The sequence below is a fragment of the Vibrio sp. T3Y01 genome, assembly GCF_013114525.1.
Classification (GTDB): domain Bacteria; phylum Pseudomonadota; class Gammaproteobacteria; order Enterobacterales; family Vibrionaceae; genus Vibrio; species Vibrio chagasii_B.
In genome coordinates this window covers 1-12,501 of the sequence record NZ_VTXJ01000033.1, presented here as the reverse complement: position 1 = coordinate 12,501, position 12,501 = coordinate 1, and the positions used below count along the sequence as shown (strand labels likewise).

Annotated in this window: 16 protein-coding genes; 14 read left to right on the top strand and 2 right to left on the bottom strand. The window is 45.4% G+C overall.

Going from position 1 to position 12,501, the window contains the following annotated elements; translation table 11 throughout:
• The first annotated feature begins 134 nt into the window (after positions 1–134).
• The 5 genes from kefG to F0232_RS23645 all read left to right on the top strand — a co-directional run bounded on the left by kefG (position 135) and on the right by F0232_RS23645 (position 4,689).
• Positions 135–719 (top strand): glutathione-regulated potassium-efflux system ancillary protein KefG, encoded by a 585-nt coding sequence (gene kefG / locus F0232_RS23665; RefSeq protein WP_061033642.1) that lies wholly within the window; start codon positions 135–137, stop codon positions 717–719.
• Positions 706–2,502, top strand: a complete 1,797-nt coding sequence (gene kefB / locus F0232_RS23660) for a glutathione-regulated potassium-efflux system protein KefB (RefSeq protein ID WP_105057640.1) — start codon at positions 706–708, stop codon at positions 2,500–2,502. The genes kefG and kefB overlap by 14 nt, the downstream gene beginning before the upstream one ends.
• 148 nt (positions 2,503–2,650) lie before the next feature.
• Entirely contained in the window at positions 2,651–2,851 is a 201-nt protein-coding gene (locus tag F0232_RS23655) for a YheV family putative zinc ribbon protein (RefSeq protein WP_004737184.1), read from the top strand.
• A gap of 94 nt (positions 2,852–2,945) precedes the next feature.
• Positions 2,946–3,536: a peptidylprolyl isomerase gene (slyD, locus tag F0232_RS23650; RefSeq protein WP_008222340.1), complete on the top strand. Its 591-nt coding sequence runs from the start codon at positions 2,946–2,948 to the stop codon at positions 3,534–3,536.
• A gap of 187 nt (positions 3,537–3,723) precedes the next feature.
• On the top strand, positions 3,724–4,689 hold the full coding sequence (locus F0232_RS23645; RefSeq protein WP_105057639.1) for an isoaspartyl peptidase/L-asparaginase family protein: 966 nt from the start codon (positions 3,724–3,726) through the stop codon (positions 4,687–4,689).
• Between the two features lie 115 nt (positions 4,690–4,804).
• On the opposite strand, the gene F0232_RS23640 is transcribed toward F0232_RS23645, so the two are convergent.
• Together F0232_RS23640 and F0232_RS23635 are read right to left on the bottom strand one after the other, a co-directional pair.
• Positions 4,805–5,032 carry a SlyX family protein gene (locus tag F0232_RS23640; RefSeq protein WP_004737187.1) on the bottom strand — a complete coding sequence of 76 codons (228 nt, stop codon included), beginning with the start codon at positions 5,030–5,032 and terminating at the stop codon, positions 4,805–4,807.
• A gap of 5 nt (positions 5,033–5,037) precedes the next feature.
• Positions 5,038–6,015, bottom strand: a complete 978-nt coding sequence (locus F0232_RS23635) for a WD40 repeat domain-containing protein (protein ID WP_105057638.1) — start codon at positions 6,013–6,015, stop codon at positions 5,038–5,040.
• A 131-nt stretch (positions 6,016–6,146) separates the two neighbouring features.
• Between F0232_RS23635 and fkpA the strand changes: the two genes are divergently transcribed.
• From fkpA to F0232_RS23590, 9 genes are all read left to right on the top strand, one after another.
• Entirely contained in the window at positions 6,147–6,923 is a 777-nt protein-coding gene (gene fkpA, locus F0232_RS23630; protein ID WP_061033636.1) for an FKBP-type peptidyl-prolyl cis-trans isomerase, read from the top strand.
• A 205-nt stretch (positions 6,924–7,128) separates the two neighbouring features.
• Positions 7,129–7,854 (top strand): transcriptional regulator, encoded by a 726-nt coding sequence (locus tag F0232_RS23625; protein WP_004737190.1) that lies wholly within the window; start codon positions 7,129–7,131, stop codon positions 7,852–7,854.
• Entirely contained in the window at positions 7,848–8,237 is a 390-nt protein-coding gene (gene tusD, locus F0232_RS23620) for a sulfurtransferase complex subunit TusD (RefSeq protein ID WP_102425867.1), read from the top strand. The genes F0232_RS23625 and tusD overlap by 7 nt, the downstream gene beginning before the upstream one ends.
• Positions 8,234–8,590, top strand: a complete 357-nt coding sequence (tusC, locus tag F0232_RS23615) for a sulfurtransferase complex subunit TusC (RefSeq protein WP_102425868.1) — start codon at positions 8,234–8,236, stop codon at positions 8,588–8,590. Before tusD ends, tusC begins: the two co-directional genes overlap by 4 nt.
• Positions 8,591–8,598: 8 nt before the next feature.
• Positions 8,599–8,874 carry a sulfurtransferase complex subunit TusB gene (tusB, locus tag F0232_RS23610; RefSeq protein ID WP_061033639.1) on the top strand — a complete coding sequence of 92 codons (276 nt, stop codon included), beginning with the start codon at positions 8,599–8,601 and terminating at the stop codon, positions 8,872–8,874.
• Positions 8,875–9,056: 182 nt separating this feature from the next.
• Complete coding sequence (rpsL, locus tag F0232_RS23605; protein WP_004737194.1) at positions 9,057–9,431, top strand: 30S ribosomal protein S12; 375 nt, start codon at positions 9,057–9,059, stop codon at positions 9,429–9,431.
• Positions 9,432–9,538: 107 nt separating this feature from the next.
• Positions 9,539–10,009, top strand: a complete 471-nt coding sequence (gene rpsG, locus F0232_RS23600; RefSeq protein ID WP_004737195.1) for a 30S ribosomal protein S7 — start codon at positions 9,539–9,541, stop codon at positions 10,007–10,009.
• A 143-nt stretch (positions 10,010–10,152) separates the two neighbouring features.
• A complete protein-coding gene (fusA, locus tag F0232_RS23595) occupies positions 10,153–12,249 on the top strand; it encodes an elongation factor G (protein ID WP_105057637.1) in 2,097 nt (698 codons plus the stop codon).
• 147 nt (positions 12,250–12,396) lie between these two features.
• The coding region (locus F0232_RS23590; protein WP_238928544.1) for a GTP-binding protein at positions 12,397–12,501 on the top strand (105 nt) is incomplete at its 3' end.

The window sequence follows — 12,501 nt, the reverse complement described above, 5'->3', positions numbered from 1 at the left end:
CATAGTAGGCTGAAACCAGATAAAAGTCGATCACAATGCAATTTGCGTTATGATGCCAATAACATATTAATAACTTTTGCTTAAATTCTTGTGGCCTTGCCACCGTTTAGCCTTAAAAGGAATGCTTCAAAGGAATGAGTAATACTCCCTCGACAGACAAAACCGTGCCTAAGGTGTTAATCATCTACGCACACCCAGAGCCACAAACCTCTATTGCTAATCAGATGATGGTCAAGAAGGTAGAGTCGCTCGGGCATGTCAAAATTCACGATCTTTATGCCATCTATCCTGATTTCTTTATCGATGTGCCTTATGAGCATGAATTACTCCTTGAGTACGATGTGATTGTGTTCCAACACCCTCTGTTTATGTATTCCTGCCCTTCATTGCTAAAAGAGTGGTTTGACCGCGTATTGGGCAAAGGCTTTGCGTTTGGTGAGCAAAGTGCACTGAAAGGTAAACATTGGCGAAGTGTTATCACTACGGGGGGTAAAGAAGAGGCGTTTGGAGCAGCAGGCTATAATAAATATCCATTACAAGAGATTTTACAACCTTTCGAACTCACAGCTGCTTTGTGTCAGATGAATTGGATACCACCATTGGTTTTACACTGGGCACGAAATGTCACAGATATGACACGGTATCAACATGCAGAAGCGTATCGAAACTGGTTGCGAGACCCGCTACAAGATATAGGAGCGAACGATGGCTCTGACTAATGAATTTTTGCAAAGTAGCGTTATATTTTTAGCTGCCGCGGTGGTTGCTGTTCCTATCGCACAACGCGCAGGTTTAGGCTCAGTTTTGGGCTACTTGCTGGCGGGTGTAGCAATTGGCCCATGGGGGCTTGGTTTAATTAGTGACGTAGAAGCGATTCTACACTTTTCCGAATTCGGGGTGGTGCTGCTGCTCTTCCTGATTGGTTTAGAGCTTAACCCTAAAAAACTGTGGCAGATGCGAGCGCCTATTCTCGGGCTCGGTGGCGCGCAGGTGCTGATCACTACTCTGATTATTACTGCCATCGCCTGCATGTTCGGTTTAACGTGGCAAACGAGCCTAGTAATAGGTATGGGTTTGGCCTTGTCCTCGACTGCTATCGCTTTAAGGGTTATTGAAGAGCGAGAGCTTGGGGGTAAAGAAGCTGGGCAATCTGGCTTTGCGGTTTTGCTTTTCCAAGATATTGCCGTAATACCAATGTTGGCTATGCTGCCTCTGCTTGCTGGTAACACCGGCGGAAGCTGGGCAGACATGCTGTGGATGCTAGGTGGCGTGGTTGGTTTGCTGGTGGGCGGTCACTTCTTGTTGAGGCCTCTTTTCCGCTATGTGGTAATGAGTGGTGTACGTGAGTTGTTCACCGTTGCTGCTCTGCTATTGGTGATTGGTATTGCCGTTATCATGCAACAGATCGGCTTGTCGATGGCATTGGGTACTTTCCTAGCTGGTGTACTTCTGGCGGAGAGTGAATACCGACATGAGCTGGAAATCGCGATTGACCCGTTCAAAGGGTTGTTGCTTGGTCTGTTCTTCATCTCAGTGGGTATGGCCGTTAACTTGGGATTGTTGGCCGAAAGCCCATTTGCAATATTGATCGCTGTTCTAGCGCTAGTCGTACTAAAAGGTTTGGTTCTGTACGCCCTTGCGCGAGTGTTTGGTACTCAAGCCAAAGCGCGTAGTCGCATGGCAATGATTCTTAGCCAAGGTGGTGAATTCGCTTTCGTTATCTTCACGGCGGCAAGTGCACAAGGCATCTTGAGTGGTGAGCAAGTATCGTTCTTGCTAGTAGTCGTGAGTTTATCAATGGTGACCACACCATTGATGCTTAAGCTACAAGATAAGTTCTTTGCTCGCCAATTGAATCAAATCAGTGAGAATGCGATGTCTTCGGATGTGGTTGACCGTAGCCCTCGAGTGATCATCGCCGGCTTTGGTCGTTTTGGTCAGATCATTGGTCGTCTGATGTACGCCAATAAGATCCGCATTACGATTTTGGAAAGTGATGCTAGCCAAATCCATATCTTAAGAAAGTTTGGCTACAAGGTGTTTTACGGTGACTCTACACACTTAGAGTTGTTACGCGCAGCGGGAGCGGATAAAGCCGAAGCGATTGTGCTGTGTACTGACTCCCCTGATGAAATCATGAAAACCGTCGATTTATGTAAGCAGCACTTCCCGCGCTTAAAGATTTTAGCGCGTGCTCGAAGCCGTGTTGAAGCGTATCAATTACTTAACCACGGTGTGAGTAACTACTCTCGTGAAACTTTCCTTGGAGCATTGGATTTAGGTCGTCAAACATTGACTGAGCTTGGCATGCACCCATATAAAGCGAAGCGAGCAGAAGCACATTTTAGGAAGTTGGATAATGGTATGCTGAAAGAATTACTGCCTCAGCATAATGAAGACGCAGAATTAGCCCAAAGAGCGAAAGAGGCTCGTAAAGAGCTTGAAGAGATCTTTGGACACGAGATGGAGAATGACCACCAATCTCGAAACTATTGGCAATAGCCTCAGCTTAGAGTGAATGGTTCGAGCTTGTAATGAATGCTTTAAACCAAAAGCCATTGCCCAGAGATACCTAATAATAAACGTGGTCCTATTCGCTTTCACATCAAGCATAGAGAACTGCGAATCCAGAGTAGTAAAGGATATTAACGTGAAACAGAAAAAACGCTTTATCGCAGGGGCGAGCTGCCCAAGCTGCAATACTCAAGACACGCTTCGTTGGTGGATTGAGAATAATATCGAGCTGGTGGAATGTGTCGATTGTGACTTCTCAGAGCAACGTAAACCGAAAACTGTAGAGAAATCTGAACACGCAAATCAAGAAATGATCGGTATTTTTAAGCCTGAATGATTGAGTTTCGATAATTGATCCCCATAATATCCGGGTACAGAATTTTTCCTAAGCTCAACTGTTGGAGCTTAGTCCAAACCTCCTTGGAGCTCTCATGAAAATTGAAAAGAACGTAGTAGTTAGTGTTGCATATCAAGTGAAACTTGAAGATGGCGTAGTAGTTGACCAATCAACTGCAGAAGCTCCACTAGATTACCTTCACGGTCATAACAACCTAATTACAGGTCTTGAAAAAGAGCTTGAAGGCAAAGTAGCTGGCGACAAGTTCTCTGCAACTGTTACTCCAGAAGACGCTTACGGTGAGCACAACGATGCTCTAGTACAACGTGTTCCTGCTGACGTATTCCAAGGTGTTGAACAAATCGAAGTTGGCATGCGCTTCCTAGCGGATACTGACCAAGGTCCAATCCCAGTAGAAGTAACTGAAGTAGACGGCGACGAAGTTGTTGTTGATGGCAACCACATGCTAGCTGGCCAAACTCTAACGTTTGACGTTGAAGTAGTTGCGGTTCGTGAAGCGACTGAAGAAGAAGTTCAACACGGCCACGTACACCAAGCTGGTGGCTGTGGCAGCCACGGTCACGACCATGACCACGAAGGTGGTTGCTGTGGTGGCGAAGGCCACGACCACGGTGAAGAGAAAAAAGACGGCTGCTGCGGCGGCGGTAGCTGTGGTTCTCACTAATACCGACCTAACGGATTAGTTCAAGAATATGAAAGCCTCCCTTGTGGAGGCTTTTTTCGTATTGGGGTTGTGCTTTCTGGCGTGAGCATGACCGCTAGCGAAAGATTTGTTGTTGCTATCAGACATCGAGCTTTGGATATGATATTGATAGCGACAGATAACAAGAATACGTCAGTGGAGAGTTTAGATGTCGCAACCTTTTTCAATTGCCATTCATGGTGGTGCTGGCACCATCTTGCGAGAGCAAATGAGTGATGAGCTAAAAGCGAGCATTACCGAGGCTTTGGAAAAGTCGGTTTTGGCTGGCTATCAAGTACTGCAGTCGGGTGGTGATGCTTTGGATGCGGTAGTGGCATCGGTTAAGGTGATGGAAGACAGCCCACACTTCAATGCGGGCAAGGGATCCGTTCTTACGCATGATGAGTTTGTTGAGATGGATGCGTCTGTAATGCACGGTCGTGAAATGGATGCGGGTGCTATTGCTGGTGTTCGCCACATTAAAAACCCGATCGAATTAGCCCGCGATGTGATGCTGAAAAGCGACCATGTATTGTTGATTGGAGAAGGGGCCGAAAAGTTTGCCTTTGAACACGACTATACCTTTACCGAGCAAGACTACTTCTTCACTGAGCGCCGTTACGACCAGCTTCAATCGATGAAAGAGAAGGGCATATTTGCTTTGTCTGAAGCGAAATATGATGAGCAGCAAGCTGAGAAGTACCCTGATGACAAAAAATACGGCACGGTTGGCGCGGTGGCATTAGACCAAGCCGGTAACTTGGCGGCAGCGACCAGTACTGGCGGTGTGACAAACAAGAAGTACGGCCGTGTCGGCGATTCGCCAATCATTGGCGCGGGCACTATTGCTGAGAATGGCAATGTTGCGGTTTCTACTACTGGCATGGGGGAGTTCTTCTTAAGAAAAATGGTTGCCAGTGATGTGGCTGCGCGCATGCGTTATCTCAAAGAAGATGTTCATACCGCATGTGAACACATTATCCAAGGTGAGCTGAAAACCATGGGTGGCGAAGGTGGTTTGATTGCGATTGATGACCAAGGTGATATTCATTTCGGCATGAACAGTTCCGGCATGTACCGCGCTAGCGTTGATATAGAAGGGCGAGTGGAAGTTAAGATCTATGCCGATGACTAACCAAGCTCCGGTGTAACTCAAACTCCCAATCAGATAAACAAAAGGCGACAGATAATCTCTGTCGCCTTTTGTTTTTCAACCAGACCAACAAGCCGCAGCTCATTGGCAACGCACATTAATAATGTGGTGGTGGCGTCTCTTCAGATGCGTCAGCTAAGTTCGAACCATCAATGTTCTTCACTTTACCCACTACATACTTCATTTGGTCTTGCATCTTAGTGATCAACATCTGTTGTTGGCTAAGCGCTTCATTAAGTTCTTCAATGGTTTGCTCTTGGAAAGCTAGCTGACATTCTAAGTCATTCACGCGGCTTTCTAACTGTTCAACTCGCTTTTCTGTCATCGTTCTTAATCCACATTCCAAGCTTGGGCGATGCCCGCAGAGGTGCCCGATATTACACGGTTCTTATCATCAAAGGCTGCATCATACACTACCGCACGAGGAGGGCGAGTATCTTTTAATGGCTCTGCATCGTGTCGTGAAAGTCGTTTGCCGTCCTCAGTATTCCAAACGCTGACTTGGCTTGACGGGGTACCTGTCACCAACATGCTGCCATCATCGGAAAAACGGGCACTGGAGAATATCAGCTGTCGAGACCAACTCTGTAGCTGGGCTTGAGGTTCGCCCGTTTCAAGATCCCAAATCATCGCTTGATTACCACCATCAGAGGTAAAAGCTAAATTGCCATCGCGCTGTAGGGCAACACGTACTACTCTTTGTTCATGCTCGAAGGTTCGCAGCACTAAGCCTGATTCGGTATCCCATAGGTAGGCCTTATAGTCGTTACCGCCAGAAAGAGCATAGCGGCCATTAGATGAAAGGGCGACGGAATTAACTTTTTCTCGGTGAGCGAGGAACTCCAGACGGCGTCCGGTGACTAAGTCCACATAGATGGCTTTACCATTAGACAAACCGAGCAGTACTTTTTCACCATTGCTAGAGATATCAACATCGCGAATTAAGCCGTCTGAGATAGACCATAGCCCTTCAGCTTGGGTCCAGGATAGGTCCCAAACGGCGAAGTTCATCTGGCTGGCAGTAATGGCAAAGCGGCCATTGTCAGAGATTCGAATACGCGATACTTGGTTTTCAGACTGATCTTGAGGGCCAAGTTGAGCTAACTCTTTGTTTTCGGCAAGGTCCCAAAGTAGCAATTGTTTTTGCTGAGAGTAGAGCAGGGCGAAGCGTCCATCTCTGCTTAAGGCAAAGCTGGTGGCTCCGCTGGGCTCAATTTCCCAACGCTGCTCATCGTCTTGAAAGAAAAAGCATCCATTTAACAAGGTGATGACAATTGCACATAGCAAGGAATGGAAAAATATTTGCATCACTTCTAATAATCCGGTTTGTGTCGAAAGACATATGACTAGTATATTGTTATAACTAACGTATTCACACCAATCTAATCATTAGATTTGTGCACAATAACCAATGGCTTGGCCATTAATTGGAGAATTCAATGAAATCAGTTTTAAAAGTATCACTGCTTGCCGCAACGGTTATGCTAGCAGTTGGTTGTCAGAAAGAAGAACCAAAGGCAGAAGCACCTCAAGTAGAAGAAGTTAAAGTAGAAGCAGTAAACTTTAAAACCGAAGATGACAAAGCGGCATACGCAATCGGCGTATCTTTCGCAAACTACCTGAGCACAAGCATTGATAAGCCAAGCGAGCTAGGCATTAATCTAGACAAAGACATGGTTCTTCAAGGTATTGAAGACGTATTCGCAGAGAAAACTGCACTTAACGAAGAAGAAACTCGTGCAGCGCTTGAAGCTCTAGACAAGCGTGTTGCTGAAACTATGCAAGCACAAGCGGCAGAGAAATCAGCTGAAACTAAGAAAGCAGGTGACGACTTCCGTGCTGAGTTCGCAAAAACTGAAGGCGTTAAGCAAACTGAATCTGGCCTACTTTACCAAGTAATGACACAAGGTGAAGGCGCTTCTCCAAAAGACACAGATACCGTTCAAGTACACTACAAAGGTACATTAACTGACGGTACTCAGTTCGATAGCTCTTACGACCGTGGCGAACCAGCAACGTTCCCACTGAACCGCGTAATCCCAGGTTGGACTGAAGGCGTACAACTAATGCAAGTTGGTTCTAAGTACAAATTCGTAATCCCGCCAGAGCTAGCATACGGTGAGCAAGACACACCGACTATCCCAGCTAACTCAACGCTAGTATTCGAAGTTGAACTACTAAGCATTGATAACGCTGAAGCACCTGCTGCTCAGTAATAATTGCAAGAAATCCTGCTGTAAAAAGCATTTATTGACTAAAAAGCCTAACTTTTCGTTAGGCTTTTTTTATGATTCGAATATGAGTATTTGATTTTTAAACTTGTTCTAAATCACTAGTTGCAATGTTAGCTAGGTGTGCAATTAAAATTTTCTGATAAACTTACATAAATTTGTTGATTTTTCACACGAAGGTAAGGAATAAGTGACTACTACAGAAACAGTCAATGCAGATGTGTTACTTGAAATGGAATCAGTCAATGTCATGCCATTCAGTGAACACGATAAAATCATTCTAAGATCTTATGAAGCGGTGGTAGACGGCATTGCGAGTCTAATTGGCCCATTTTGTGAGATCGTTTTGCACTCTTTAGAAGACCTCAACACCTCTGCGATTAAAATTGCTAACGGTGAGAATACGGGGCGTCAGGTTGGCTCGCCAATTACTGACCTTGCGTTAAAGATGCTAAAAGATATCGAAGGTTCTAAACGTAACTTCTCACGCTCATACTTCACCCGTGCTAAAGGCGGCGTGTTGATGAAGTCGATCACTGTGGCTATCCGAAATGGTGAAGACCGAGTGATTGGCCTGCTGTGTATTAACGTGAACCTGGATGCGCCTTTCTCTCAAGTGCTGCAATCTTTCATGCCGACACAAGACGCAGACGAAGCTGCATCATCGGTTAACTTTGCAAGCGACGTTGAAGAGCTTGTTGACCAAACAGTTGAGCGCACCATTGAAGAGATCAATGCCGACAAGTCAGTATCGAACAATACCAAGAACCGTCAAATCGTGATGGAGCTGTACGACAAAGGTATTTTTGATATCAAAGATGCGATTAACCGTGTTGCTGAGCGATTGAATATTTCTAAGCACACCGTATACCTATATATCCGTCAGCGTAAAACAGAGGATGAAGAGGGTTGTTAAGCTATACACTCCTAGTTAATGGGCCTCTCTACGGTTCACAGTCAGCAAGAAGTGCTTACCAGTTTGCCGTGGCTCTGCTTCAACAGGGCCACAAACTCCACAGTGTATTCTTTTATCAAGACGGCGTAAGTAACGGCTCTGACCTTACCGTGCCAGCTAATGATGAGTTTGATCTGGCTGCTGCTTGGCAGAAATTGGCAGATGAACATAATGTAAGTCTTGAGACCTGTGTTGCGGCGGCACTAAGACGTGGCATCATCAGTTCTGAAGAAGCAGAACAGCATCAGTTGAGTGGCTCTAACTTAGCTACTGGATTCACACAGGCTGGTTTAGGCAGCTTATCGGAAGCGCTACTCACGCAAGACAGAGTGGTACAGTTTTGAGAAAATTAGCCTTTGTATTTAATAGCTTTCCTCATACTACCGCTGCGGGTAGGGAAGGGTTAGACGCGTTATTAGCTGCCTCCGCTTATAGTGAAGATATCGCCGTGTTTTTTGTTGGTGATGGTGTGACACAACTTCTTAAAGCACAGCAGCCTGAACAGACACTCTCCCGTGACTACATCTCGGCGTTTAAGTTGATGGATCTGTACGACATTGAACAGGTGTACGTTTGTAAGCGAAGCCTGAGTCAGTTTGGTCTTTCCGCTGATGACTTGTTGATTGATGTCACCGTCGCTGAAGCTGATGAGTTAGCGCAGACGTTAGCTCAGTGCCAACAGATACTGACTTTCTAGGAATCGCTATGCTTCATATTGTTAAAACAGCGGATAAACTCAAGCTTGCACTCGTCTATTCGCAACCACAGGATCAGTTCTTGTTAGTTGAAGATGCGGTGTATGTTTGCCTTCCAAATCATGAGTTATTCACTCAAATCAGTGCAGTCGAGTATGTGTCGGTATTAAAACCCGATCTAGAGAGTCGTGGCCTACAAAAACTGGCCTCTGAAGCCATCACGCAAGTAGGCTTTGATGGCTTTGTTGAATTGACAGTTTTAAACGACAAATCAGTCACTTGGTAGCCATGTTCTATCGGCTTGGTCAAAACTAGACCATCCTGAGCTCTAGACGGCTAAAAAAGATCTGTATATTTCTTGACACACATCCCACTGCTGAATAGAATTTTGCGTCCCTAATTGCGACATGTAGTTAGGGATAGATTTTTCACAAAGCTTACTTTCAAGTAAATTTCAGGAGCTAGTTAATGGCAACTATTAACCAGTTGGTTCGCAAACCTCGTGTAAAGCAAGTTGTTAAAAGCAACGTGCCTGCACTAGAAGCGTGCCCACAAAAACGTGGTGTATGTACTCGTGTTTACACTACTACACCTAAAAAACCTAACTCGGCACTACGTAAAGTATGTCGTGTACGTCTAACTAACGGTTTCGAAGTAACTTCGTACATCGGCGGTGAAGGCCACAACCTACAAGAGCACAGTGTTGTACTAATCCGTGGCGGTCGTGTAAAAGACCTTCCGGGTGTTCGTTACCACACTGTTCGCGGCGCACTTGACTGTGCTGGCGTTAACGACCGTAAACAAGGTCGTTCTAAGTACGGTGTGAAACGTCCTAAGTCTTAATTGATTCTCTTTTTTAAAAAGAAATCGTTAAGTAAGGCCAAACACTATTTTATTTATTATTCTGAAAAGTTTTGGAAAAAACCTGAAGAAGACAACGGAGAATATCCATGCCACGTCGTCGCGTAATAGGTCAGCGTAAGATCCTTCCAGATCCAAAGTTCAAATCTGAACTGCTGGCAAAATTCGTTAACATCCTAATGGTTGACGGAAAGAAATCTACTGCAGAGAAAATTGTTTACACTGCACTAGATGCAATGGCTGAGAAGTCTGGTAAAGACCACTTAGCTGTATTTGAAGAAGCTCTTGAAAATGTTCGCCCAGCGGTAGAAGTTAAATCTCGCCGTGTAGGTGGTTCAACTTACCAAGTACCTGTAGAAGTTCGTCCGGTTCGCCGTAACGCTCTTGCTATGCGTTGGGTAGTTGAAGCTGCGCGTAAGCGTGGTGAAAAATCTATGGCTCAACGCCTAGCTGCTGAAATGCTAGACGCGTCTGAGAACAAAGGTACTGCGGTTAAGAAACGTGAAGACGTTCACCGCATGGCTGACGCAAACAAAGCGTTCGCACATTACCGTTGGTAATACCTTTTTAGTGCTGCAAGGTTCCTTGCAGCACTTCTTTAGTTCCTATGCTTATGCTAGGAACTATTGCTATTTCTAGGGCAGGCAAATTTCAACCCTAGGTATAGCAATAGTCCCTAAGTCTCTAATAAGAGGATTCAACCGTGGCTCGTAAAACTCCTATTGAGCAGTACCGTAACATCGGTATCGTTGCTCACGTAGATGCAGGTAAAACAACCACAAGTGAACGTATTCTGTTCTATACCGGTCTTTCTCACAAAATCGGCGAAGTTCACGATGGTGCAGCAACCATGGACTGGATGGAGCAAGAGCAAGAGCGCGGTATTACGATCACTTCAGCAGCAACCACTACGTTCTGGCGTGGTATGGAAGCGCAATTCCCAGATCACCGTATCAACATCATCGACACTCCTGGACACGTTGACTTCACTATCGAAGTAGAACGTTCTCTACGTGTACTTGATGGTGCCGTTGTTGTGTTCTGTGGTTCATCTGGTGTTGAGCCTCAATCAGAGACAGTTTGGCGTCAAGCTGATAAGTACCAAGTTCCTCGTATGGTTTTCGTTAACAAAATGGACCGTACTGGCGCAGACTTCTTGCGCGTTATCGAGCAGATCAAGGACCGCCTAGGCGCGACTCCTGTTCCGATTCAACTGAACATTGGCGCTGAAGAAAACTTCCAAGGTGTTGTCGATCTTATCAAGATGAAGGCAATCAACTGGAATGAAGCTGACCAGGGCATGACTTTTACGTACGAAGACATTCCAGCAGACATGCAAGAAATGGCTGAAGAATATCGTACAGAACTTGTTGAAGCAGCGGCAGAAGCCTCTGAAGAGCTAATGGATAAGTACCTTGAAGAAGGTGAACTGACAGAAGCTGAAATCAAACAAGGTCTTCGTACTCGTACTCTTAATAATGAAATCGTACTAGCAACTTGTGGTAGTGCATTCAAAAACAAAGGTGTACAAGCTGTTCTAGATGCAGTGGTTGATTTCCTTCCTTCTCCAGTTGATGTACCTGCAATTAAGGGCATCGATGAAGACGAGAATGAAGCAGAGCGTCACGCGGACGACAAAGAACCGTTCTCAGCGCTAGCATTTAAGATCGCAACAGACCCATTCGTTGGTACTCTAACTTTCATCCGTGTTTACTCTGGTGTTGTTGAAAGCGGTAAAACAGCTTACAACTCTGTGAAGAAACAACGTGAACGTTTAGGTCGCATTGTACAAATGCACTCAAACAAGCGTGAAGAAGTAAAAGAAGTACGAGCAGGTGACATCGCGGCTATTATCGGCCTAAAAGATGTGACCACTGGTGAAACTCTGTGTGACCAGAACCATAAGATTGTTCTAGAGCGCATGGAATTCCCAGACCCAGTTATTCAGATCGTTGTAGAGCCAAGCTCACAAGCCGATCAAGATAAAATGACTATTGCGCTAAGTAAATTAGCAGCAGAAGACCCATCGTTCCGCGTCGATATGGACGACGAAACAGGCCAGACACTGATTTCTGGTATGGGTGAACTACACTTAGATATCATCGTTGACCGTATGAAGCGCGAATTTAGCGTGAACTGCAACGTTGGTAACCCGCAAGTGGCTTACCGTGAAACAATTCGTGGTACAGCGAAAGCGGAAGGTAAATTTATCCGTGAACACGGTGGTAAAGGTCAGTACGGTCATGTATGGCTGAAACTGGAACCATCAGAAGTTGGCGAAGGCTTTGTCTTCGTGGATGAAATTGCCGATGGTACAGTACCAAAAGAGTTTATCGCTTCAGTAGCTAAAGGTGTTGAAGAGCAGATGAACAATGGTGTGCTTGCTGGCTATCCAGTTCTGGATATCAAAGCTACACTATATGATGGTTCTTACCATGAAACAGATTCAAGTGAGATGGCGTTTACAATCGCTGCCTCTATGGCTTTCAGATCAGGTGCACTTGAAGCGCAACCAGTTCTGCTTGAGCCTATGATGAAAGTTGAAGTGACTACTCCAGAAGACTGGATGGGTGACGTTGTTGGCGATATTAACCGTCGTCGCGGCATCATCGAAGGTATGGACGAGGGGACAGCTGGCCTGAAGATAATTCGTGCACAAGTTCCGTTGTCTGTCATGTTCGGTTACTCAACTGATTTACGTTCTGCGACACAAGGTCGTGCTTCTTACTCCATGGAGTTTAGTGAGTACGCTGAAGTGCCTAACAATGTTGCAAAAGCAATCATTGCAGAGCGTGGTTAAACAAAAGGAAGGCATTTTTTTCATTTTTTGAAAGATCTAATGCGTCCAAATATTGCGCTAACGAGAGTTGGCGCATAAAATAGCAATTTCTGGCGCGTCTCGCTCAATAATGAACGTGGCGAATCATAACTAGGAAGGAACACGATTGTGTCTAAAGAAAAATTTGAACGTACGAAACCGCACGTAAACGTTGGTACTATCGGCCACGTTGACCACGGTAAAACAACTCTAACTGCTGCTATCTGTACTACA

Bases quoted from the DNA above. Each gene is read 5' to 3' on its own strand.
- kefG (WP_061033642.1), top strand. From the start codon at position 135: ATGAGTAATACTCCCTCGACAGACAAAACCGTGCCTAAGGTGTTAATC.
- kefB (WP_105057640.1), top strand. From the start codon at position 706: ATGGCTCTGACTAATGAATTTTTGCAAAGTAGCGTTATATTTTTAGCT.
- slyD (WP_008222340.1), top strand. From the start codon at position 2,946: ATGAAAATTGAAAAGAACGTAGTAGTTAGTGTTGCATATCAAGTGAAA.
- F0232_RS23645 (WP_105057639.1), top strand. From the start codon at position 3,724: ATGTCGCAACCTTTTTCAATTGCCATTCATGGTGGTGCTGGCACCATC.
- F0232_RS23640 (WP_004737187.1), bottom strand. From the start codon at position 5,032: ATGACAGAAAAGCGAGTTGAACAGTTAGAAAGCCGCGTGAATGACTTA.
- F0232_RS23635 (WP_105057638.1), bottom strand. From the start codon at position 6,015: ATGCAAATATTTTTCCATTCCTTGCTATGTGCAATTGTCATCACCTTG.
- fkpA (WP_061033636.1), top strand. From the start codon at position 6,147: ATGAAATCAGTTTTAAAAGTATCACTGCTTGCCGCAACGGTTATGCTA.
- tusB (WP_061033639.1), top strand. From the start codon at position 8,599: ATGCTTCATATTGTTAAAACAGCGGATAAACTCAAGCTTGCACTCGTC.
- rpsL (WP_004737194.1), top strand. From the start codon at position 9,057: ATGGCAACTATTAACCAGTTGGTTCGCAAACCTCGTGTAAAGCAAGTT.
- rpsG (WP_004737195.1), top strand. From the start codon at position 9,539: ATGCCACGTCGTCGCGTAATAGGTCAGCGTAAGATCCTTCCAGATCCA.